The organism is Janthinobacterium sp., from assembly GCF_009923995.1.
Lineage (GTDB): Bacteria > Pseudomonadota > Gammaproteobacteria > Burkholderiales > Burkholderiaceae_D > Janthinobacterium.
In genome coordinates this window covers 22,439-42,430 of record NZ_RFSK01000014.1, presented here as the reverse complement: position 1 = coordinate 42,430, position 19,992 = coordinate 22,439, and the positions used below count along the sequence as shown (strand labels likewise).

Sequence of the window (19,992 nt, the reverse complement as noted above, 5' to 3'; positions counted from 1 at the left end):
GGCGCTCATGGCGATTAGCCGCGTGCTGGAAGGACGATTGCTGGAATCACTTCGCCGTGGGCGATGAGGACCGCTTCGAGTGCTGCGAGCTCTGCTGGGGACATGTCGTACTCCTGTGTTTGCTTTTGATGGAGTTAAGTTTAGGCATTCCTAAATATCGTGTCAAGGTGTATTTTCGGGATACCTAAATAATTTAGGTGTAATTGACTCGCCTCCTAAAAATCGACCGGAACCCCGGACCAAATCTCGCCGGGTTGCGCAAGTCCTGATAGATGGAGTTGGCAGCGCCTCGCAGTACCCCAGGGGAAACCAGCGAAACGAGCAAGGCGTGTAGGGCGGCAAGAAGGAGTTGAGTGGCCGCAGGCGTGGGTGATAGAGGGTAGAGCGCCAATCGACGGGAGCCGGAAACGGCCGAACGTCTGCCCTATGTGAAACGCGTCCCTGGATACTTAGGAGGCATGTCGCACTTCACGGAGTCAAGTTTATTGCTTGTCTACTGGGAGGTGCTGTTCCCGGTCCTGAAGCCTAGGGGTATAGAGAAAAACGCGGTGCTCTTGACCTTGAAGTGCAAGATCAAAAGCTTACCTCAAGGGCAAGATAATGGACTTTTTTAGTCTATGCAGAGGAGAAATAAGAGTGGAAAGTAATTCAGCCCCACTCGGGCAAAAAACGACCCCGGCTGGCGGGGCGGTTGGCGATGAGGTGATCCATCCGTGATAGCCCATGCAACCATTTCGCGATTGCGAACGCGGGGCATTGCGAATTGATTATCGCGTCTGTAACAGGTGATCTAAATCCCTGCCCAAGCCTCTATTTTCTTTGCGACCTCGATTGGGTTTGGGTCGCAAAATTGTATCGCCCCCATGTCCTCAATTTCAAAAAGTAAGTCAGAACTACGTTTTGAAAGTAAAGATTCTAGCGGAGTCCCTTGCTCGGGCAGAACCACAAAAAGTGCGGGAAGTGCATGGCGGCCAGAGAATTTGTGAGCCGACATAACTTGGCGCAAAGACTTGAAAATATGCCGCTCGACGGTTTGGAACTGTGAATATCGCGCGGAAACAATATTGCCGTAACTGAGGCTATTATCCAGCGCCACTTTAAGGGTTTTCCCACCAAGAAAAATAGATCTAGCTGGCAAAAAAACATCCCTCGGGAGTTGTACTTCCGACAGTGCGTTGATCATCAGCGAATATGCCCAATCGTCGTCCATTGGGCTCTCTCTTGTTCCCCTCTCATCCCATAGAAAACCTGACTGCCTCTTGAGCAATTCGTCCAGTTCGAACTCAACGTCATTTGTCGCGAAGTATCCACAAGGCACAACGCGCACATGAGGTGTGCCACTATCAACTTTGGAAAATGAGCTGTGGGTGCTACCGGTCAGCGCGATTTCGGAGCCTCGCAGAAGCTCCTTCGTCTCTGATCCTGAGATGGCATCGCCATAGAGCGAGCATAGCTTTGAAAGGGATGGTAGCCACCTTACGAATGGCTTTCGTTCTCCCTTTATTGCTGCGGCGACCCCGATTATAAATTCCTGCTGACTTCCAAGGTCAGGTCGAAAGGCAAGCGTCGCCCACTCGCCGGTAGCCATGGGCTCAGGCGAAGGGGTGGCTTGTTTCAATAGCTCAAGAATATTCATTAAATTAGCTTTCCGCAGCTAACGGCAAACTTTGGGCCGTCAGCTCTTTCTTGCATGTATTCTACTATCATATCGATCTCGCCTGACTCTAGGATGCCTGTCAACGCGACCCGCAGTTTACCAAGGAATAGCGACCAAGCGTGTTGGGATCGTTCGTGCTCCATGATCGCCTCTGCCTTCCAGGCGGCAAAGTCAAGCGCGCTAAGCTCGCTCTGTGCAAAGTGGAAAAGTTCATTTCGCGCATGCCTATCTGGCCAAGTTGTATGCCATCGGAGGCCGCCGCCAACACAGCCCTGGTCTATTGCCAAATATTGCAGATCGTCTAGGTAGAGGTAGTTACCATCGTGCCGATCGTTATTTCCCGTCACATGATCTACTGCGGCAAGGATGCGACAAAATCGACTTTTGAAGAATGCCGTTAATTTTTTTGATGAGAAACTAGATAGTCGTCTGACGAACTTAAACGGTTGAGTGCCCTGCTCAAGCGAAGTTGCCCAGCACGCTGTCAGGCCGGTATGGGAGTCTAAAAAATCGTCTAGATCAATACCTAAGTCGGGCAGCTCTCTTTTTGACAGAAGAAGGATTGCGCTTTTTTTGGGTTGATTCACGGCACGCTCGGCATTTGCTGCGTAACCTATAACTTCGTTTGCTGGACCGCACGTATCGCTCCGGTATAGCTTAATTACCGCATCCTCGGGCGACGAACTGCCAGGCCACAGCACGCGGCCAATAAAGATTGGTTGAACCCCAACATTTACCGAGCCGCCCGCAGTTGTTAATGGAGCAGAAAACCCCCTATACGAATCCTGTGTAAGTACTGTAATCATGATTGTTTCTTGTTATGCCACATTTCCCGGCTTCCAGTTTTCAAAGTCGCAACTACCTTCAGCCACGCAATCGCGTCACCAGCCGCACACCCGCCGGCGCGAGCGATGCGGTGAGCTTGCTTTTGCGGTGGGGCGCGGCCTTGCGGGCGCCGCCGGCCAGGCACCCATCACACGGCGCGCATGGTGGGCGAGCATCGTTGCAGAATTTTTACAGAGTTTCTTTTGAGAAAATTTGACCCGTTTTAGTGCTGTACAGCCAAACTTGCGACAACCTCGTTACGATGGAGTCGCCGGACCAAACGATTTCAATAGGGCTATCCATTGTAGGCTTGGCGTAATCGCCATACCGTGCGATAAATGGCGAGTTAAGTGTCGCGATGTAAAGTACGCCAATAGCGCCCTTATTAGCCCTGGCATCATCAGCAGATATTTTGAACGAAAATTCCGATGGGATAACTACTGATCGACTTATGGAGTTTATGTTGATGAATGTAATGCCGCAAACTTCATAAGCCGTACTTCTAATCTCGACCTTTTTTCCGTATCCATTTTCACCCATATAGTTTCGCGAGTTCGACAACTCACTATTGATCAAGCCAGAAGCATAAAAATTTCCATCAACCTTGGTAGATCTACTGCCATGAGAAAGAATGCGAACATTCATAGTTTCAGTGTCGGCATCGTAACGCGGTATGAGCATTGGCTTGTCAGGCGAAAATGAAAGGATGCTGGAGCCGCTTAGCCCGCCATAGAGCACTTCAGTTTTGACGTGTTCGACGCGCTCGGCGTAGACCTTGGTTGCTTCAAATTCATCCTTTTCCAGTTTGAATGACTTAAGCCTCTTTGAAATTTCAATGCAGCTATGCCCACGGTAGCCAATTGGAAGGGAGTCGACATTCGTATCAAACGGCTCCTTGGAGAAGATTGCGAAGTCGCCTGCCTTTTTTTGAGGATGCTTTAGCTCTGAAGTCTTTTTGCCTGCGGTTGATTTTTTTGCGTTTGCGTTCGGCGCATCTTGTGCCTTCAGACGTTCGTGGTAACTACTCAAGAGTAGCAAAATAAGTAATATTTTTTTCATTTCCGTCCTAAATTCGGTAAAACGTGCCGTTGCACCGCATCATTATATGAAATTTCGACAATTGCAAATCTAGCAAATTGTCATTTATCTGTCATCGCCGACGAGCTTTTCTTCTGTGTTCCGCCATGACACCGATAATTTTCAGGGGCGTCTCATCACTGCGCAGGGTTGGGTAGTCCTCATTCAATGGAACCAATTCAAAAATATCGTTGCCGGCCGCATCGGTGCCACGTTGGCGATATTTCTTAAAGGTTGCCTCTTCCTTGCCATTTTTGGCCGCCACACACTCTCCTGGCCGTGGTTCCCACTCTGGCTCGATGATAACTATGTCGCCCGGACGGAAATCTGGGAGCATCGAATCGCCCTCGATCTCAAGCCCGAATGCCCATCCTGAATAGCTGTCATCTACGAATACGGTGGCATATCCACTACCAACTGGATATGGAACAGATATTTCCCTCATGGCCCCAGCCTGAATGGCCGAAATGATGGGTATAGCCCGACTTCCAAGCGCTGCTGGCGTAGCGTTTCGGTCGAAATTGCTAGGGGGCTCCATCGAGATCGCGAGCGCGTTGCTGCTCGGCTCGCCAATTCCATTGAGCAGCCACTCAGGTGAAATCGCCAATGCCGCGCATACCTTTATCAGGTTGGCGCCCTCGATCATCTTGGTATCGCCGTTTTCCCAATCCGTGACGGTGGGCGCGGACACCCCTACCAGCTTCGCAAAAGCTGATTTTTTGATTCCCTTGGCCTCTCGGGCCTGCGTAAGTCGTTTGTGCCAATTCATTAGGCAATCCTAACAATTATATGAAAAGCTATGCCTAAATATGTCTTGCAAATAAATTTAGGAATGCCTAAAATAAGGCATGACTAAAGAATTAACGCCCGATGAGATCATTGACGCCCTGGGCGGGACGTCGAAAACCGCGCGCCTTTGTGGCGTGAAAGACCCATCTGTCTCGGAGTGGCGGAAGGAGGGCATACCTCCAGCGAGGTTGATGTTTTTGCGCCTGGCGCGCCCAAAAGTGTTCGATTCTCTTGAGGCAGACCGCACAGCGAAACCTGAGGATGGCTCGCTTGCTCGCGCAATTACTCGCCGCGCCAGCGACCCCGCGCCCGACCCAGGCCACGTCGGCCACCAACCGCACACCAACAACGTCATCTTCGATGTGGGCGCCAAGCCATGATCCGCCTTATCCCCATTTCCCCGCCGCGCCCGGCGGACGACATCGTGCGCATCCCGCTGCTCGACCCGCACCAACTGCCGCCCGGCGTGCCGCTTGAGGGGTGCGCATTGCCTGCGAGTGAGCGTCCGCCGTAAGGCAGCACCAAGTACCAACCTGCATTTCGCTGTACCCAAACCCTGTAACACCGACCACCAGGAGAAAACCATGAAACAGAAGCAAAAACGCACCGCGCTCGTCAAGGGCTACATCACGGACGACAACAAGGATGCCTTGCAAGCCGCATGCACCGCGATGCGCAAGACCGTCAGCGACGTGCTGAACGAATGCACGATCGTGATCATCCGCAATCACCTGGACGCCAGGCCGAAACGGAATGATACGCCGCCGTTTTCCAGCGGAGCTAGGCCCAAATCAGTAAATAACAGGGCCCAAGTTTTGCCCGCACCGCGCCCGTGCTTTGGCGTCGTCCCGCGCGTCGTGCGGATGCGGGTTTAACGGCATGGAGGCAGCTATTGAATAAACCAGCCGAGGTCACAGCCGAGGAAAAGGAGCTGGTCTTCCAGCGTTCGATGATTTACCGCCAGGCCGAGAAAGAGCTGCAGGGCGCCAAGGACGGGGAGGGCGAGAGCGCGGCGAAGGCTGCGCACAAGGAAGCGCGCCAGAAATGGCGCGATGCCACCGACCGGGTGGCGAAGAAACACGAGGTGCCGCGGCGCGAACCGCCATAACGAACCCGCACCCGACAGCTACAGCATTGCATGGCCGGAATCGGCCACTTTAATCACCATCAATTAGGAATATGACATGACGCAAACAACAGCCACATCGCCGTATCGCTCGCTGGACGATGCCCACGGCAACAACGAATTGCTCGACATGCTGCTGGCCAAAGGCCCGAAGAACGATGCAGCACTGGCCCGCGCGCTGGAAGTGGCGCCGCCCGTGATTTCCAAGATTCGCCACGGCCGCCTGCCGATCGGCGCCTCGCTGCTGATTCGCATGCACGAGGTGTTCGACGTGTCGATCCGCGAGCTCAAGCGCATCGCGCGCGCCGAGGTGACGGCTTGACCTGGACGACATTGCGGCCGGCGCCCGGCGCAAGCACGACGCAGGGCGAGCAGGGCGGTGACGCCCAGCAAGATCCGCACGATGGCGCGTTGCCTGTTGATCCCGGCCACGTCCGGACGCGTCAGCACTACGAAGCAATGCTCGAAGAGCAGCGCGCCAGCCAATAAAAAAGCCCGCTTGCAGGCGGGCTTCCTTGAAACAACAAAAATTCGCGAAAGAATTTATGACCGAAATTGTACAACAGAAAAGTAGCAACATAGCGGATACGCTGAAATGTGTCGTTTGGAGCAGGTCATGAGGCGCCTGACGCCAGGCCACGCCTACGTGGTCGACGGTGGGCACGGACTGATAAAAATAGGGCGCACAAACACGCCTTCCGCCCGATTTAAGGCCATCCAAGCGATGGGCGGCATTCGTGAAATGCGCACCTGGCTCAGTCCTAAGATTGACGATTCGTCAGCCTTGGAGGCGCGCGCTCACGCGGCCCTCGCATCATGTCGAGTAGTTGGGGAATGGTTCGCTTGTGATTACTCAGTAGCCGTAACTGTGGTCGAGGCCATGCTCCCATCGTTTTCGCTGTTTGATGCCGTAGCTCACGCTGAGCGGCTTGTGCGCCAAAGGCAAATGTCCAATGCCATCTGCGAAAAGATGCTTAGTGGCGCGCGCATGGAAGGGATGATTGCTCGTGCTGCAAGCCATTTGCGTATGGCGCTATATGCGGCCGAAGTAATGAACTCCACTATGCAATACCTGGTTCGACTGTGGGGAGTCGCAGATGGTTGCGATGTTTCCTCTGCTCAATTCCTTTTCTTGCGCCTTGTTACTGATCAGCGCGTAACACACGCGCAGATGATTTCGCACATGGCTGCTGGCGCCGTCAACGAGCTTCATCAACTGCGCGGCGCCGAACTGCCAGCCGACAAATTCATTGAAATGGCATTTCTCGCTCTCGACAAAAACTTTGATGAGGCGGACATGCTGCTTTCCGTCACTGATGTGTGGAATTTTTGGCGTGAAATGGACGACGGTGCGCTTTATCTCGCACCAATTGAAGGCGTCGATATCGGATCTGGCGAGGTGGCCGTATGAATAGCCAAACTGATAATAGCCCGCGCCCGACTTTTAGCGTAAATAAGACAAAGCGCCGCCATTCTGGCGTCACGCTCCCGAAACAAGGCTCCCGGTCGTACGCCCTGCTGCAGGCGATGCTGGCCGGTCCCGGCACCTTCTACCAAATCTGCGAGCGCGCCGGCTTCGATATCGAAGAAGCGGGCATGGAGCACCGCTTGCGCATGATTTTCTCGCGCTTCATCCAGGGCAATGTGCGGATGGTGGGCATTCGCTACGTGTTGAAAGACGCCTCGCTCGCGGCTATGCAGGGCGCTGAGCCCGAACAGCCTGGCCAGGTGGCTACACCGCACTTTCGTGGCACGGCGGGCGCAATGCCTGTCGTGATAGTTCGCCGACCATCTCCGGAGGTGCGGCCGTGAAGTGCCCCTCTGAGAAGTCGAAAGCCGCGAGGGTATGCAACTTAGGAGAAGTCCTGAGAATGCAAAACGAGTTCAGAATCTGGGCGCCGTTGCAGAATCAATGTCTTCGCCACACTTTCGATTGCCGCACGATTCTCCTCAAATTTTGCGGGATACGCGCGCGCATCTCTTCCATTCAAGCCGAAGTGGTCTCTGAGGGCTTCTTCCGTGACGAAACAACTGATTACTTGATTATTCACTGTAGCGCGGAACCACACACTACATCTGTCCGGGTCATAAGAAGAGGTCCTTGGGAATTCAATGTCCATACTGCTCTTTCTGTTAATTGTTTTCTTGAACCGCTTAGGCAGCACTGCATCTTGCTATTTGCCAGTCAAATGGATGGTCTCGCCAACTTCGCGCATGAGCGCAAGATTGTGAGGGTGGCGTGACCCCATCAAGGTTCAGGGTAGAAATTCTTTCTTATTGTCTCGTGGCGATCTCGGATTATCAGCACGTGGTTGTATACATTCGCTCGACAGGACGAGAGGTACTGTCCTCGGAGGACTTTCCTAGCAATCGCGACATCAATATCATCAGCCTCAGTAGGTTGATCGAAAGCGTCTATGCATGGAATCAGAAAGCGCACTTGATCCTTCAGTTCGAGTGTAGCAATGACAGCATCGGCCTGGCCAATTTCATGGAGTGGGATTGCATCAAGTGCTGCAGCCACACCAGTCAGAAGAGAGTGGTCATAGTCAAAGAACCTTCGATCACGCTCAGTTTCTGTTCGACAGAATATGCGCTCGACCAATTCTGCGCGGTTCAATGCTGCGGTGCATATGGCAAAAATGGAATCGAGCTTTGTGCTTCGATCTTTGTCCCGAAGATTTATGGCTGCTTCGGCTGCTTTAGTGCTTTGGCGCTCTCCCAAAAAGTATGCTCCAAAGATTGCACCGATCGATCCCAGAGCTTGAACCCAATAGGCCCATTCCGACTTGTTGAGATCGCACAGCAAACCAGTAGAGATCAATGCCGTAATCAAGCAAATGACAATGAGTGTCCCAATCACAAAAGGGCTATTTGCCCACTTCTTAATAGTTTCCATCAAGGAATCTTATCATGATCGCCAATCCTGCCCAAATCACCCGCCATCATTTGTTGAACCAGGCCGCGCCCGCCTATTTGCTGATCCGCAAGGCCTGCGCCTGCGGCAAAGCCAGCACCGCCAAGCAACTGGCCCAGCACGGCAAATGCGCCGCCTGCGCGCTGGCTGCTATCCGCGACGCGATCATGCCAGGCGACTTCGCCAAGCTGCAGCACATGCTGGGCGCCGTGCCGAACAACCTGAAAAGACAGTGGGGCTTGCGTAATTACTATTGCGCGAACGCCACCGGCGCCGCACGGGAGGCCATGCAGCGCTTGGCTGATGCCGGGTTGGTCACTGCCGGCCACGAAAGCGAAACACAGGCCTACTTTCACGCCACCCGACTGGGCTGCAAGTCTGCTGGCCTCGACGCCGCTGGCATCAAGCGCGCCATGGAGGGTCAATCATGACAGCTCTTGCATTTGTCATTGACCTAACGAACCTTCAAGGCGTCAATTTGACTTCGCAGCACAGCCGCAATCGTGACATGCGCAACGTTGAAGTCGCTGAAAAGCATGTCTTTATTGGCCGGGACGGTTTGCCGCACTTTGCTGAGCCATCCGCCAGCGTATGTCTTGGGCTGGACAAGAATGGCGTATCCACTGGCGCAGTATTGCGTCAGGGAGTCGTGGTGGGCATCCACAAGCTCATCCCAGCAAGCGGTGCAGATTTCCCAGCCTTCATAGTAGGCTTTCATTGCCGGAATCATGTGATTCTCCCATGCAAAAATGGGATATTAGCATGAACCAAATTGATATTTTTTCGACAGGCACCACACGCCTGCAAATGACTGATTCCATCGATCTGACTATCCAGTCCCTGTTGGCCTATGGCGCCACGCATGAGCACTGGGGCATTGCTTGGTCGGGGGGCAAGGACAGCAGCGCAACGCTGACATTGATCACCAACCTGCTCGACACCGGCAAGATCGCGCACCCGAAGTCGCTGACGGTGTTTTACGCCGACACGCGCCAAGAGCTGCCGCCGCTGGCCATCGCGGCGCGCCAGATCATGGACGAGCTGGAAGAGCGCGGCATTCGCGTCGAGGTCGTCACGGCGCCGATGGACAAGCGCTTCATGGTCTACATCCTTGGCCGGGGCGTGCCGCCGCCGAACAACAACACGCTGCGCTGGTGCACGCGCCAGATCAAGATCGACCCGATGGAGCAGGCACTACGCGACCGTCTGGATGAACTCGACGGCCAGATCCTGATGATCACCGGCGTGCGCCAGGGCGAAAGCGCCATCCGCGACCGCCGCATCGAAATGAGCTGCAGCAAAGACGGTGCCGAGTGCGGGCAAGGCTGGTATCAGCAGGTGCTGCCGAACGCCAAAGGGCTGCGCGGCCGTCTGTCCACGCTGGCGCCGCTGCTGCACTGGCGCGTCTGCCATGTGTGGGAATGGCTGCGCCACTGGGCGCCACAGGCCGAGTTCGGCGACTGGAGCACGGCCATCATTGCCGACGCCTACGGCGGCGACGAGGCCGAAGAGGTCAATGCACGCACCGGCTGCATCGGTTGCCCGCTGGCGGCCGAAGACAAGGCGCTCGATACCATCCTGCTGAACCCGCAATGGGCCTACCTGGCGCCACTCAAAGGCATCAAGCCGCTGTGGCGCGAACTGCGCGAGCCGCAGCACCGCCTGCGCAAAGCGGGGCGCGAGATCCTCAAGTCCGGTGCAGTAGCAGCAAACCCGCAGCGCATGGGGCCGCTGACGTTCGAAGCGCGACTGATGGGCTTGGATCGCATCCTGACTATCCAGGCCACGGTCAACGCGGTGGCGCGCGCCACCGGCCGGCCGGAGATCGACCTGATCAATGCCGAGGAGGAAGCGCGCATCCGTGAGCTCATCGCGCTGCAGACGTGGCCGCATGGATGGGACGGTGACGAGCCGATCGCCACGACCATTATGGACACCGTCTACGCTAATGGCGCCGTACAGCCGCGGTTATTCGCTGAGGGCGACATATGAAGCGACAACTATCTCAGCGCGGCATTGAGCTGCAACAAGGTCTTGCCAATCTCTTCCTTGGTAAGCAGCCATTGACTCCTCAGCGACGGACCATACGACTCCAGTTCTTGCCGCGCATCCGCTTCTGCACGAACGTCCTCGGTATTTTGCGTACGACGCGCCTGCACATTCAATTGATTCCAAGCAATTGCGAGTCGATTGTTACAAGAGAAATTCATTGCAAGCCCGCTACATGCATGCGATGCGCGGACGATTTGAGCGCGCAACTCAGCGGGTTGGACAGCACCTATTTTGGGGAGAAGAGCGCTAAAGATCTCGACAGGGTTTGCAGGCACTGGATATTCGTTCAAGAAAGCTCCGTTCTGCTGGTTCGCCTCGAGGATTGGCCCGGCATTTTTTTGTATTGCCTCCAAATTCATCAGGAGTTCGATTTCCAAGAGCCCAAGCAAGGCACGCATTTCATTGGCGGCAATATGTTCAGCATTTTGGATAGCCAGGCGATGCTGATGCCAAGGAACCCAGACGGCGATGAAAATAGCAACTATAGAACCGACTGCTTGAACCCAAGCAGGAGCGTTACTGTGTGCCCAATTGAGATTCGCTGCAATGTACCCAACCCCAAAACTCGCGATTGCGATGCAGCAACATGTTTGCCAAGTCTTCATTTTGGTCCAATTTGTTATTGGCGTAATCGTAACATGGTAAAAGTCGGTGGCGGGAAATGAAACGATCACCTATGAAGCCCGGCAAGCCCTTGGCTTGCACGCCATTCAAGCGCACATCTCCCATGCCCAGCACCGGCATGCTCTCCGTGCAGTCGCACCAGCGCACGGCGTCGAAGCGCAAGGCCGGCTTGAAGACCAAAGGCCCGCGCTCGACGCCAATCCGGCGCGCCGCGCGCGGCCAGGACTGCACGCTGCGCCTGGCCGTCTGCAACTTTGACCCTGACACCACCGTGCTTTGCCACAGCAATTTCCTGGCGGACGGGAAGGGCATGGGCCTGAAAGCGCCAGACACGGCCGCCGCGTTCGGCTGCAGCGCCTGCCACGACGTGCTAGACGGCAGGCGCCCGCGCCCGGCCGATCTGTCGCAGGCAGGCCTGGAGGTCGCGTTTCGCACCGCCGTCGACCGCACACACGAAATCTTACGGTCGGCGGGCCTGCTCGATGCAGCGCCTGTCGCCATTCAACCTACATTGGAACACCCATGAGCGCCTTTAGCCCGCAAGAGCAAAAACACCTGAAAGAAGCCGCGTACAGCGAATTCCTGCGCGCCAAGATCAAGCTGGCCCAGCGCAAGGGCTTCGACGTGCCGCTGGCCGATATCCATCCTGGCTTGAAGCCACACACCCGCGACATCGTGCGCTGGGCCCTGGCCGGCGGCCAGCGCGCCATCTTCGCCTCGTTCGGCCTGCACAAGACCAGCACCAACTTGGAAGTGATGCGCCAGATCGGCATCCACCGGCCAGGCCTGCGCCTGATCGTACTGCCCCTGGGCGTGCGCCAGGAGTTCATCCGCGAGGCCGCGAAGCGCTTTACCGGCGAATTCGAAGTGAAGGTGCGCTTTATCCGCACGGACGCCGAGATCGACGGCCAGGATGTCGTCTACTTGACCAATTACGAATCCGTGCGCGAGGGCAAGATCGATGTACGCAAGTTCCGCGCCGTCGGCCTGGACGAGGCCAGTGTGCTGCGCAGCTATGGCAGCAAGACCTATCAGGAGTTCCTGCCGCTGTTCGAGCAAGTCGAGTTCAAATTCGTCTACACGGCCACGCCGTCGCCGAACCGTTTCAAGGAATTGATCCACTATGCCGGCTTCCTGGGTGTGATGGACACCGGCCAGGCCCTGACGCGCTTCTTCCAGCGCGACAGCGAGAAGGCCGGCAACCTGACGCTGTACCCGCACAAGGAGCAGGAATTCTGGCTGTGGGTGGCCAGCTGGGCTGTCTTCATCCAGCGCCCGAGCGACCTGGGCCATTCGGACGAAGGATACGACCTGCCGGCGCTCGACGTGCGCTTCCACGAGGTACCGAGCAACTACGACACGGCCGGCGCCGAGAAGAACGGTCAAGGCCTGCTGATCCCGAACGTGGCCATGGGCCTGTCGGCCGCCGCCGGCGAGAAGCGCGACAGCATGGCCGCGCGCGTCGCCAAGGTGGTCGAGATCATGGCCGAGGATCCTGAGGATCATTTCCTGATCTGGCACGACCTGGAGGACGAGCGCCACGCCATCCAGGCGTCCGTGCCCGGCGTGGTCAGCGTGTGGGGCACGCAGGACCTGGACCAGCGCGAGCAGCGCATCGCCGATTTCAGCGACGGCAAGATCAAGGATCTGTCGACCAAGCCAATCATCGCCGGCAGCGGCTGCAACTTCCAGGTGCATTGCCATCGGGAGATTTTCGCGGGCATTGGCTTCAAGTTCAACGATTTTATCCAGGCCGTTCACCGCGTGCAGCGCTTCCAGCAGCAGCGCGCCGTGCGCATCGACATCATCCACACGGAGGTCGAGCGCAAGGTGCTGGCCGACCTCATGGAGAAATGGCGCCGCCACGACGAAATGCAGGCCAAGATGGGCCAGATCATCCGCGCCTATGGCCTGGACCAGCTGTCGATGCAGGATTCCCTGGCGCGCACCATCGGCGTCGAGCGCGCCGCGGTGGCCGGTGAGCGCTTTTCGGTGGCCAATAACGACTGCGTGCTCGAAGCCATGCAGCAGGCGAACAACTCGGTGGGCATGATCATCACCAGCGTCCCGTTCGCCAACCATTACGAATACACGCCCAGCTACAACGACTTCGGCCATACCCAGGACAACGACCACTTCTGGGCGCAGATGGATTTCCTGACACCGGAGCTGCTGCGCATCCTGCAGCCGGGCCGCATCTATGCCTGCCACGTCAAGGACCGCATCAACTTCGGCAACGTGACCGGCGCGGGCATCCCAACGGTCAGCCCGTTCCACGCCGAGGCGCTGTTCCACGGTATCAAGCACGGCTTCGACTACATGGGCATGATCACCGTCGTGACCGATGTGGTGCGCGAGAACAACCAGACCTACCGCCTGGGCTATTCCGAGGTGTGCAAGGACGGCACGAAGATGGGCGTCGGCTCTCCGGAATACATTCTGTTGTTCCACAAGCCGCAGACGGATCGCTCGCGCGGCTATGCCGATACGCCCGTGACCAAGGCCAAGCCGATGTGTCTGGACGATGCCGGCGACCGGATCCCGTTTGATCGCAAGGCCGCGCCGATTCCCGGTACCGGTTACAGCGTGGCGCGCTGGCAGGTCGACGCGCATGCCTTCTGGCGCTCCAGCGGCGATCGCCTGCTGGGCGCGGCCGAGCTGGCCAGCTTCGGCCCTGGCAAGCTGGCAAAGCTGTTCACCAGTATGTCGCTGGAGAACGTCTACAACTACGAATACCACGTCGAGGTGGGCGAGGCGCTGCTGGCCGGCAAGGCGCTGCCAGCCGATTACCTCAGCCTGGCGCCGGGCAGCGCCGACCCGGCCGTGTGGCACGACATCGTGCGCATGCGCACCTTGAACGGTGAGCAGTCGGCGCGCGCGGTCGAAAAGCACGTTTGCCCCTTCCAGATCGATATTGTTGATCGCCTGATTGGCCGCTACAGCAACCCGGGCGAGGTGATCTACGACCCGTTCTGCGGCCTGGGCACCGTGCCCGTGCGCGCCATGAAACTGGGCCGCCACGGCCGCGGCAGCGAGCTGAACCCGGCATATTTCGCTGACCAGGTGCACTACTGCCAAGCGATGGAGCGCGAAGTCAGCATGCCTACGTTGTTCGATATGGAACTGATGGACGAGGAGAATGCGAAGTGACGCGCGCAAATTTCCGGGAAGCCGTGCTGGGCTCGATGCCTGACCCGAAATCTCGCTCAATTTCTTCTGGGATGTCAACGTCGCGTAACAAGCTTGTTTTGACAGCACCTCCCATTGCTGTGGCTGCTCGCGACATTGTGAGGTCAACGACAGGCGCCCGTGACGCCCCTCATTTTCTGGCATCTTTGACTTGCCTGCGCGCCGTTGGCGCCGCTAAAACAATAGGAGAAAGGCCATGATACCGACACCCCCCGTGAGCATGCGCCGCATTGTGGCCTGTACCACCACTCATGTTCTGCGCCTCAGGGACGACACCGAACTGTGTGACCGTCACAAGGCCCGTAGCCAGGCGCGAAAGCTCAAACCCGAGGGTGAGCCGCTAGTCGCTGCCTTGTTCGGCGCGGCGCATGCGCAGGAGGCTCGCTGATGGGCCGCATTCGCACTGTAAAACCGGAGCTGTTTAAGCATGAAGACCTGTTTGACCTTGAGCAGCAGTCCGGGCTTCCAATCCGCACCGCATTCATGGGCCTTTTCACCTGCTGCGACAAGGAAGGGCGCTTTAAATGGCGCCCGCGCGCGCTCAAGCTCGATATTCTTCCATACGACGAAATTGATTTTTCACGCGTGCTTGACGCGTTGATGACGCGTGGATTTGTAGTGAAATATGAGGTCGAAGGCGAGTTTTTCGGCTTCATTCCGACGTTTTCCAAGCACCAAGTCATAAATAATCGTGAATCTGACTCGGAATTGCCAGCACCGGACGAATCCTTATATATATCAATGACTTCGACGCGTGCGGCACGCGTGGATGACGCGACAGTCACGCCCCTTAAGCATGCTCAAGTGGAAGGGAAGGGAAAGGAAGGGAAAGGAAGGGAAGGGGAACAGGAAGGGAAGGAGACTCTTGTCGAGCAAACCCAGCTCGACCCCGTGACGACGATCTTCGCGTTCTGGCAAAAAGTCATGGACTCGCCCAAGTCAGTTCTGGACGACAAGCGCAAGCGGCTGATCGTCAAGGCGCTGAGGGGTTACTCGCCGGCCGACATCTGCAAAGCCATCCGTGGCTGCTCGAAGACGCCTCACAACATGGGCCAGAACGATGCTAGAACGAAGTACAACGGCCTGGGCCTGATCCTGCGCGATGCCGACCACATCGACCGCTTCATCCGCAACGATGCTGGCCAGGCCCGCGCCAACGCAGGCAACGAGACTATCGAGCAGACGAATGAGCGGGTCATGCGCGAGTTGATGGGCGCCTCCGCGCCAGCTGGCGACATCATCGACATGGTGCCGGCATGAACGCCGTCGACACGCCGCGCTTCATGCAGCTGCTGGCCGAGACCTTGGCTGCCTACGGCAAGCCATTGCCGGAGGCCGCGATGGCGCGCGCCTGGCTGGCCAATCTTGAACCGTACCCGCTGCCCACGGTGGCAGTCGCCTTGCAGGCCTATCGCGACGAGAACGGCGAATTTGCGCCGGTGCCGGCCGGCATCGCCAAGCGCTGCAAGCTCATGGACGGCCGCCCGGGCGCGGAGGAGGCATGGGCTATCGCGCTGACCAGCCAGGACGAAATGGCCAGCGTGGTCTGGACGGCCGAGATTGCTGAGGCCTTCCGCATCTGCCGGCCAGTGCTCGACTCCAGTGGCGCCATCAGCGCGCGCAAGCCGTTCCTGGAGGCATACGAGCGCATCGTCGCGGCGGCGCGCCTGGGTCGTCGCCCTGCGGAGTGGGTGGCCTCGGTGGGCTGGGACAAGACCCGGCACGTCGAGGTGCTGAGTAGTGCGGTGAGGGCAGGGCTGCTGCCGGCACCGGCCGTGGCGGGCCTGCTGCAGGGCAAGCAGGACCAGACGCCGGACGATGCCGCTCGCGCGCAACTCGCTGCGATCAAGAAATTGATTTCCGACGGCGCGGCCGCAAAGGAAGCGGCGCGCTTGGAGCGTGTCGAGCGGCAGCGCCTGGCGGACGAAGAATTCAAACGGTCGACCGCCGAGCGCGTGCAGCTTTACCTGGCTGGCGGAAGAAATGCACCCGGCCCGGCAAGCGCAAATGCCGCTCAGGATTTGCCAGAGGCACCGCCGCACTGCGCAAGGGCCATGGCTGCTACGAAGTGACGTACCCATCAGAAAAAACGGCTTAAAAGGCTTCAAATGAAAAATCAAGAAAACGAAATCGCAGCAAACAAACGCCTGGCCGAGCTGCTGGGCTGGACCAGGATTGTCGAGGTGGGCGGCGCCCTGGTCGGCACGCCGCCGGCCGGCGCCGCCGCAAGTCGCGGCCAGGCGCTGGCACCGGACTGGCTGGGCGACTGGGCGGCGGCCGGGCCGCTGCTCGCGCGATTCGAGATCCGCCTGACGCCCGCGTCGACGTGCGTCGATGCCAGCGGTTTTCTGGCGCGGTACCGTTGCTATCAGGACAGGGATGCTGCGGCGCGCGCCGCAATCGTCAAGGCGGTCACGCATCGCTTGGAGAAAGCGCAATGATGGCCCGTGGCTTGCAGGCCCTGGGCCGCCTCAAGGTCGGCGCCATGAACCAGACGGAGGCGGCGTACGCCAGGACGCTGGAGCTGCGCAAGGCTGCCGGCGAGGTGGCCTGGTACAAGTTCGAAGGCCTGAAATTCCGCCTGGCCGATAACACTTTTTACACGCCGGACTTTGCCGTGCAGCTGGCCGACGGCGCGCTGGAGGCGCACGAAGTGAAAGGGCACTGGCAAGAAGACGCACGCGCGAAGATCAAGATCGCGGCCGACATGTACCCGCTGCGCTTCATCGCCGTGCAGGCGCTGCCGAAGAAGCTGGGCGGCGGATGGAAAGTGGAGGAATTCTGATGGCTGCGAACAAGAAGCCGCGCAAGCGGTACGTGCAGAAGCCGGCCGTGCTGCCGGCAGGCCTGCGCAAGGACATCGCTTTCGAAATGCCTGGCTTCCAGGCCAGCGAGGCCGTGGGCAAGGGCCACTTCCAGGAGCAACACGTCTACGACCTACTGAGCAACGCCGATATGGCGCGCCGCATTGCGCCAGCTGGCCATGCCATCCTGCCGGTCGCCCAGGCCATGGTCGAGGCGATTGCCGAGATCCAGGCGCGGGCCCAGCGTACGGGTACCTTCGGCGTCAACGGCGACGAAATGCGCGTGCTGCGCTATGGCGTCGGTAAGACTATGGTCTTCCTGCGCGGCGTACCGAACGTAGCAATTGCGCGCGCTGGCCTAGCAGCGGTGCGCGAATTCAATCGGACCGGCGTGCTGCGTGTGTGAGCAGCCCCGAGGAGTGGCAGGGCTGGTGCAGGGCAAAAAAGGGTGTTAACGTTGACTTACGGAATGAAAGGGAATTCATGGGTTTCGCGGATAAATTTGTAGCATCGTTGCAATCGTCAAATCTCAGGGATGATGCGTTTCATCACGACTTGGATGCGATCGCGGCAGCAGCGATGGCCGGCGATCTCGGGTCGCTGCTTTGCCGCGTTAAGTACGCGGATGGCACGATCAACAAACTCTTCGAGGGTAATTCGGGAAATTTGGCGCAATTGCTGCGTATCTGGACAGCCCGTGTTGTGCAAAAGGGCCGTGAACGTAAATGGGTGAATGAGCGGGCCGCATGGGATGCGCAGGCTGCCCAAGCGTTGTATCGACGCGTAGCGGAGCGCTCACTGGCGTACTGGCTGGACGGCAAGTGCAACACATGCAATGGCACAGGGACTGCAAACCGAATGATCTGCCAGTCGTGCAAGGGGAGCGGTCGTGGCGAGATCGGTGGCGGTGGTTTCGAGCGCGAGAAGGCACTAGACATGGTCAGCGAATTGGAGGGATTGGTTCAATCGCATAGTGCGCGTGCATCCCGGCGGCTCGCTGATTTTTAGTCTAACTTAATAAATTTCGGTTTTGGCGAAATAATTTTTGGTGCCATTTTTTTTATGTGTAGCCAGTCAGGGGCATTTACACTTAAGAGCTTTTGGGTGTTGGTGACAAGGTCCTGTTGCGCCGCATCGTTTAACGCATCCTCAACCTCAAGTGCCGTTGCATCTGGGTACTTTTCGAGCTGCAGTTGGAGTCGCTCTGCCTTCGCGCTAGGCTTCGTGAAGTAGGGCGGTTTCTCATGTTTTCCCAAAGTGCAGATTGCACGCGCAACAGCATTGTACGCATCGTTGAAAAGACCCATAAATCCGTTTGGATCAGCTAATGACACTACCCATAAGCCAGTATTTGCGTCATGTATAACCCCAGATTTGTTTGCGAAGTGGGCTGATTCCGGGACAATGCCAATGCGCAAGCCTTTACCGCCCTCAAGTTGGAGCACATTTGATTTTACGGTAGCTGCAAGATGTTTTCGGCCGTCAAGCGTAGATAGAAAGAGATCCGTTTTCCAAATTTTTTTAATACGTTCGTTGAGCAAGTGCTCAGCAGTGTGACCTTGCGCTGCAACTGATACCCAGGGGCCGAAGTTAAACGGGCGGCCGTTCCCATGCGGAAGCAAAAAAGAGTCGGCTCCAGCTTCGTCAACAACCGCGTCGAGAAATCCAAGATACTTCGCACGCTCTTGTCCAAATAACAGGGAGGTGGGCACATCATCTTTCAGATATTTTGAAGCCCGACGCATTGCTTGTGAAATTGGATTTATGACGCTGGGTTCCTTACCTAAGATCGCCTCGTGAACAGCCCATTCGAAACCATCGCCTCGCATGCCTTTGTCGCGTTCGAGCCGTGCAATCTTTGATAATTGCCGCATATTTACTCGGTCGAGGGGGGTATTGATGTCACGTAAATCCTCATCGGACAGAGAGTCTATATGGGCTCTAAGTATTGAACGGGAAACAGCATAAAGGGCGCGCCCATATTCATCCACGGGAGCATTTTGCTCAATGAATGTTATCTCTGCCATCAATTACCCCAAAAAGTTATAAAAATATATTTTACCTCGCAGAAATTATTTCTTGTAATTTTGTTTTTTGTTTGTAAGACAGTCGAAAATACAGTATGCTTACATGAATACACTTCCTGCACTCGTAATGATCGCTTCGGCGGCACCGATAGCAGGGATTCGCCGAATACCCCACCCGTTGCTGGGTCTGTTCGAGCGAGTTTTTGCACGGCTCACTTCGCAGTTAGCAAGGGAGAAAAATCATTAGGCCCGGCGCGCAAGCGATGCGGGCTTTTTTGTTTTCTGGCGCCACGTTACGAGGCGATCATGTCCACTACCGAGTCTCTCAGCCGCTTCCGCTGGCGCCGCACACAGCAGGAAATGGCCGCCATTGTTGCAGACGCGGCGCCAGCCGAATCGCCTACACAGCAAGAGATCATCGACAAACTCGACGTTGACGTGGTGCGCCAGTTCCAGCGCATGCTGGATTCGGAGCGCGACTAATTGTGACAGCGCCAACATAGTGTTCTAGATCCATGTCGCTAAAGATTACGTTTTCTCGCTGCTATACACTAGCGTAAGGTTTCGCGCCGATTGGTCTGGTTCACCGCTATTCGTGTTGGCGCCAACGATGTTGATGAGGGCATTTGCCGTTTCTTTCCACTCGGGACTGATTTCCGGCTGTTCGGAAAAGTTTCGCAGGACGCGCAGCAACTCGTCTGGCAACTCAGGGAAAGTCGATGACAACTGATTAAAAAGAGCTAGAGAAAACAGATCAGGCAATGCGCTACGTGCGTCCAGTCTCGTTTCAAGCGCGGCTATCGACTGCGCCTGCTCGTTAATCGTCTCGCCTAAAGACGCCACAACACCCGAGATCAAAGCTACATTTTCGAGTAGCAGGTTATTCATTTCTTCTTGTGTCATCG

General features: G+C 56.8%; 27 protein-coding genes and 1 pseudogene. 18 read left to right on the top strand and 10 right to left on the bottom strand.

The window, feature by feature from the left end; genetic code table 11:
* Positions 1-790: 790 nt before the first annotated feature.
* From EBS11_RS09755 to EBS11_RS09740, 4 genes are all read right to left on the bottom strand, one after another.
* A complete protein-coding gene (locus EBS11_RS09755) occupies positions 791-1,636 on the bottom strand; it encodes a hypothetical protein (RefSeq protein WP_290602354.1) in 846 nt (281 codons plus the stop codon).
* On the bottom strand, positions 1,636-2,463 hold the full coding sequence (locus EBS11_RS09750; protein WP_290602352.1) for a hypothetical protein: 828 nt from the start codon (positions 2,461-2,463) through the stop codon (positions 1,636-1,638). Before EBS11_RS09750 ends, EBS11_RS09755 begins: the two co-directional genes overlap by 1 nt.
* A 208-nt stretch (positions 2,464-2,671) precedes the next feature.
* Positions 2,672-3,541, bottom strand: coding sequence for a hypothetical protein (locus EBS11_RS09745; protein WP_290602351.1), 870 nt, complete (start codon positions 3,539-3,541; stop codon positions 2,672-2,674).
* Between the two features lie 91 nt (positions 3,542-3,632).
* Positions 3,633-4,328: a S24 family peptidase gene (locus EBS11_RS09740; RefSeq protein WP_290602350.1), complete on the bottom strand. Its 696-nt coding sequence runs from the start codon at positions 4,326-4,328 to the stop codon at positions 3,633-3,635.
* Between the two features lie 79 nt (positions 4,329-4,407).
* On the opposite strand from EBS11_RS09740, the gene EBS11_RS09735 reads away from it, so the two are divergent.
* From EBS11_RS09735 to EBS11_RS09705, 7 genes and pseudogenes are all read left to right on the top strand, one after another.
* Positions 4,408-4,728 (top strand): hypothetical protein, encoded by a 321-nt coding sequence (locus EBS11_RS09735; protein ID WP_290602348.1) that lies wholly within the window; start codon positions 4,408-4,410, stop codon positions 4,726-4,728.
* A gap of 204 nt (positions 4,729-4,932) precedes the next feature.
* Entirely contained in the window at positions 4,933-5,223 is a 291-nt protein-coding gene (locus EBS11_RS09730; RefSeq protein ID WP_290602347.1) for a hypothetical protein, read from the top strand.
* A 17-nt stretch (positions 5,224-5,240) separates the two neighbouring features.
* Positions 5,241-5,456, top strand: coding sequence for a hypothetical protein (locus tag EBS11_RS09725; RefSeq protein WP_290602345.1), 216 nt, complete (start codon positions 5,241-5,243; stop codon positions 5,454-5,456).
* Positions 5,457-5,532: 76 nt separating this feature from the next.
* Positions 5,533-5,766 (top strand): annotated as a pseudogene (locus EBS11_RS09720) (helix-turn-helix transcriptional regulator); the annotation flags it as partial.
* Positions 5,767-5,792: 26 nt separating this feature from the next.
* On the top strand, positions 5,793-5,963 hold the full coding sequence (locus EBS11_RS09715) for a hypothetical protein (RefSeq protein ID WP_290602344.1): 171 nt from the start codon (positions 5,793-5,795) through the stop codon (positions 5,961-5,963).
* A 127-nt stretch (positions 5,964-6,090) separates the two neighbouring features.
* The gene (locus EBS11_RS09710; RefSeq protein WP_290602343.1) at positions 6,091-6,885 is read left to right on the top strand and encodes a GIY-YIG nuclease family protein; all 795 of its coding nucleotides are present in this window, start codon (positions 6,091-6,093) and stop codon (positions 6,883-6,885) included.
* Complete coding sequence (locus EBS11_RS09705) at positions 6,882-7,286, top strand: hypothetical protein (protein WP_290602341.1); 405 nt, start codon at positions 6,882-6,884, stop codon at positions 7,284-7,286. The genes EBS11_RS09710 and EBS11_RS09705 overlap by 4 nt, the downstream gene beginning before the upstream one ends.
* Positions 7,287-7,327: 41 nt before the next feature.
* Here the strand turns inward: EBS11_RS09705 and EBS11_RS28370 are convergent, their stop codons facing one another.
* Both EBS11_RS28370 and EBS11_RS09700 read right to left on the bottom strand, forming a co-directional pair.
* Entirely contained in the window at positions 7,328-7,594 is a 267-nt protein-coding gene (locus EBS11_RS28370) for a DUF1488 domain-containing protein (RefSeq protein WP_365955150.1), read from the bottom strand.
* A gap of 128 nt (positions 7,595-7,722) precedes the next feature.
* Positions 7,723-8,373 (bottom strand): hypothetical protein, encoded by a 651-nt coding sequence (locus EBS11_RS09700; RefSeq protein ID WP_290602339.1) that lies wholly within the window; start codon positions 8,371-8,373, stop codon positions 7,723-7,725.
* Positions 8,374-8,387: 14 nt separating this feature from the next.
* Between EBS11_RS09700 and EBS11_RS09695 the strand changes: the two genes are divergently transcribed.
* On the top strand, positions 8,388-8,822 hold the full coding sequence (locus tag EBS11_RS09695) for a hypothetical protein (RefSeq protein ID WP_290602337.1): 435 nt from the start codon (positions 8,388-8,390) through the stop codon (positions 8,820-8,822).
* A 23-nt stretch (positions 8,823-8,845) separates the two neighbouring features.
* On the opposite strand, the gene EBS11_RS09690 is transcribed toward EBS11_RS09695, so the two are convergent.
* On the bottom strand, positions 8,846-9,121 hold the full coding sequence (locus tag EBS11_RS09690; RefSeq protein ID WP_290602336.1) for a hypothetical protein: 276 nt from the start codon (positions 9,119-9,121) through the stop codon (positions 8,846-8,848).
* Between the two features lie 32 nt (positions 9,122-9,153).
* On the opposite strand from EBS11_RS09690, the gene EBS11_RS09685 reads away from it, so the two are divergent.
* Complete coding sequence (locus EBS11_RS09685) at positions 9,154-10,383, top strand: phosphoadenosine phosphosulfate reductase family protein (RefSeq protein WP_290602334.1); 1,230 nt, start codon at positions 9,154-9,156, stop codon at positions 10,381-10,383.
* Positions 10,384-10,391: 8 nt separating this feature from the next.
* On the opposite strand, the gene EBS11_RS09680 is transcribed toward EBS11_RS09685, so the two are convergent.
* Positions 10,392-11,048 carry a hypothetical protein gene (locus tag EBS11_RS09680; RefSeq protein ID WP_290602332.1) on the bottom strand — a complete coding sequence of 219 codons (657 nt, stop codon included), beginning with the start codon at positions 11,046-11,048 and terminating at the stop codon, positions 10,392-10,394.
* 122 nt (positions 11,049-11,170) lie between these two features.
* Between EBS11_RS09680 and EBS11_RS09675 the strand changes: the two genes are divergently transcribed.
* The 8 genes from EBS11_RS09675 (at position 11,171) to EBS11_RS09640 (ending at position 18,068) form a co-directional block, all read left to right on the top strand.
* Entirely contained in the window at positions 11,171-11,593 is a 423-nt protein-coding gene (locus EBS11_RS09675) for a nuclease domain-containing protein (RefSeq protein WP_290602331.1), read from the top strand.
* Positions 11,590-14,217 carry a DNA methyltransferase gene (locus EBS11_RS09670; protein ID WP_290602329.1) on the top strand — a complete coding sequence of 876 codons (2,628 nt, stop codon included), beginning with the start codon at positions 11,590-11,592 and terminating at the stop codon, positions 14,215-14,217. Before EBS11_RS09675 ends, EBS11_RS09670 begins: the two co-directional genes overlap by 4 nt.
* Positions 14,218-14,643: 426 nt before the next feature.
* Positions 14,644-15,516 carry a hypothetical protein gene (locus EBS11_RS09665; RefSeq protein ID WP_290602328.1) on the top strand — a complete coding sequence of 291 codons (873 nt, stop codon included), beginning with the start codon at positions 14,644-14,646 and terminating at the stop codon, positions 15,514-15,516.
* On the top strand, positions 15,513-16,328 hold the full coding sequence (locus EBS11_RS09660; RefSeq protein WP_290602327.1) for a hypothetical protein: 816 nt from the start codon (positions 15,513-15,515) through the stop codon (positions 16,326-16,328). Before EBS11_RS09665 ends, EBS11_RS09660 begins: the two co-directional genes overlap by 4 nt.
* A 36-nt stretch (positions 16,329-16,364) precedes the next feature.
* Positions 16,365-16,697, top strand: coding sequence for a hypothetical protein (locus EBS11_RS09655; protein WP_290602325.1), 333 nt, complete (start codon positions 16,365-16,367; stop codon positions 16,695-16,697).
* Entirely contained in the window at positions 16,694-17,041 is a 348-nt protein-coding gene (locus tag EBS11_RS09650) for a DUF1064 domain-containing protein (RefSeq protein WP_290602324.1), read from the top strand. Before EBS11_RS09655 ends, EBS11_RS09650 begins: the two co-directional genes overlap by 4 nt.
* Positions 17,041-17,466, top strand: a complete 426-nt coding sequence (locus tag EBS11_RS09645; protein ID WP_290602323.1) for a hypothetical protein — start codon at positions 17,041-17,043, stop codon at positions 17,464-17,466. Before EBS11_RS09650 ends, EBS11_RS09645 begins: the two co-directional genes overlap by 1 nt.
* 77 nt (positions 17,467-17,543) lie before the next feature.
* Positions 17,544-18,068 carry a hypothetical protein gene (locus tag EBS11_RS09640; RefSeq protein WP_290602321.1) on the top strand — a complete coding sequence of 175 codons (525 nt, stop codon included), beginning with the start codon at positions 17,544-17,546 and terminating at the stop codon, positions 18,066-18,068.
* Here EBS11_RS09640 and EBS11_RS09635 read toward each other — a convergent pair.
* Positions 18,065-19,087, bottom strand: a complete 1,023-nt coding sequence (locus EBS11_RS09635; RefSeq protein ID WP_290602320.1) for a hypothetical protein — start codon at positions 19,085-19,087, stop codon at positions 18,065-18,067. The genes EBS11_RS09640 and EBS11_RS09635 overlap by 4 nt on opposite strands.
* 306 nt (positions 19,088-19,393) lie before the next feature.
* Between EBS11_RS09635 and EBS11_RS09630 the strand changes: the two genes are divergently transcribed.
* Entirely contained in the window at positions 19,394-19,570 is a 177-nt protein-coding gene (locus tag EBS11_RS09630; RefSeq protein WP_290602319.1) for a hypothetical protein, read from the top strand.
* Positions 19,571-19,615: 45 nt separating this feature from the next.
* Here the strand turns inward: EBS11_RS09630 and EBS11_RS09625 are convergent, their stop codons facing one another.
* A complete protein-coding gene (locus tag EBS11_RS09625; protein WP_290602318.1) occupies positions 19,616-19,990 on the bottom strand; it encodes a hypothetical protein in 375 nt (124 codons plus the stop codon).
* Positions 19,991-19,992 lie beyond the last annotated feature (2 nt).

Bases quoted from the DNA above. Each gene is read 5' to 3' on its own strand.
- EBS11_RS09755 (WP_290602354.1), bottom strand. From the start codon at position 1,636: ATGAATATTCTTGAGCTATTGAAACAAGCCACCCCTTCGCCTGAGCCC.
- EBS11_RS09750 (WP_290602352.1), bottom strand. From the start codon at position 2,463: ATGATTACAGTACTTACACAGGATTCGTATAGGGGGTTTTCTGCTCCA.
- EBS11_RS09745 (WP_290602351.1), bottom strand. From the start codon at position 3,541: ATGAAAAAAATATTACTTATTTTGCTACTCTTGAGTAGTTACCACGAA.
- EBS11_RS09740 (WP_290602350.1), bottom strand. From the start codon at position 4,328: ATGAATTGGCACAAACGACTTACGCAGGCCCGAGAGGCCAAGGGAATC.
- EBS11_RS09735 (WP_290602348.1), top strand. From the start codon at position 4,408: ATGACTAAAGAATTAACGCCCGATGAGATCATTGACGCCCTGGGCGGG.
- EBS11_RS09730 (WP_290602347.1), top strand. From the start codon at position 4,933: ATGAAACAGAAGCAAAAACGCACCGCGCTCGTCAAGGGCTACATCACG.
- EBS11_RS09710 (WP_290602343.1), top strand. From the start codon at position 6,091: ATGAGGCGCCTGACGCCAGGCCACGCCTACGTGGTCGACGGTGGGCAC.
- EBS11_RS09705 (WP_290602341.1), top strand. From the start codon at position 6,882: ATGAATAGCCAAACTGATAATAGCCCGCGCCCGACTTTTAGCGTAAAT.
- EBS11_RS28370 (WP_365955150.1), bottom strand. From the start codon at position 7,594: ATGGACATTGAATTCCCAAGGACCTCTTCTTATGACCCGGACAGATGT.
- EBS11_RS09700 (WP_290602339.1), bottom strand. From the start codon at position 8,373: ATGGAAACTATTAAGAAGTGGGCAAATAGCCCTTTTGTGATTGGGACA.
- EBS11_RS09695 (WP_290602337.1), top strand. From the start codon at position 8,388: ATGATCGCCAATCCTGCCCAAATCACCCGCCATCATTTGTTGAACCAG.
- EBS11_RS09690 (WP_290602336.1), bottom strand. From the start codon at position 9,121: ATGATTCCGGCAATGAAAGCCTACTATGAAGGCTGGGAAATCTGCACC.
- EBS11_RS09685 (WP_290602334.1), top strand. From the start codon at position 9,154: ATGAACCAAATTGATATTTTTTCGACAGGCACCACACGCCTGCAAATG.
- EBS11_RS09680 (WP_290602332.1), bottom strand. From the start codon at position 11,048: ATGAAGACTTGGCAAACATGTTGCTGCATCGCAATCGCGAGTTTTGGG.
- EBS11_RS09675 (WP_290602331.1), top strand. From the start codon at position 11,171: ATGCCCAGCACCGGCATGCTCTCCGTGCAGTCGCACCAGCGCACGGCG.
- EBS11_RS09670 (WP_290602329.1), top strand. From the start codon at position 11,590: ATGAGCGCCTTTAGCCCGCAAGAGCAAAAACACCTGAAAGAAGCCGCG.
- EBS11_RS09665 (WP_290602328.1), top strand. From the start codon at position 14,644: ATGGGCCGCATTCGCACTGTAAAACCGGAGCTGTTTAAGCATGAAGAC.
- EBS11_RS09660 (WP_290602327.1), top strand. From the start codon at position 15,513: ATGAACGCCGTCGACACGCCGCGCTTCATGCAGCTGCTGGCCGAGACC.
- EBS11_RS09655 (WP_290602325.1), top strand. From the start codon at position 16,365: ATGAAAAATCAAGAAAACGAAATCGCAGCAAACAAACGCCTGGCCGAG.
- EBS11_RS09650 (WP_290602324.1), top strand. From the start codon at position 16,694: ATGATGGCCCGTGGCTTGCAGGCCCTGGGCCGCCTCAAGGTCGGCGCC.
- EBS11_RS09645 (WP_290602323.1), top strand. From the start codon at position 17,041: ATGGCTGCGAACAAGAAGCCGCGCAAGCGGTACGTGCAGAAGCCGGCC.
- EBS11_RS09640 (WP_290602321.1), top strand. From the start codon at position 17,544: ATGGGTTTCGCGGATAAATTTGTAGCATCGTTGCAATCGTCAAATCTC.
- EBS11_RS09635 (WP_290602320.1), bottom strand. From the start codon at position 19,087: ATGGCAGAGATAACATTCATTGAGCAAAATGCTCCCGTGGATGAATAT.
- EBS11_RS09630 (WP_290602319.1), top strand. From the start codon at position 19,394: ATGTCCACTACCGAGTCTCTCAGCCGCTTCCGCTGGCGCCGCACACAG.
- EBS11_RS09625 (WP_290602318.1), bottom strand. From the start codon at position 19,990: ATGACACAAGAAGAAATGAATAACCTGCTACTCGAAAATGTAGCTTTG.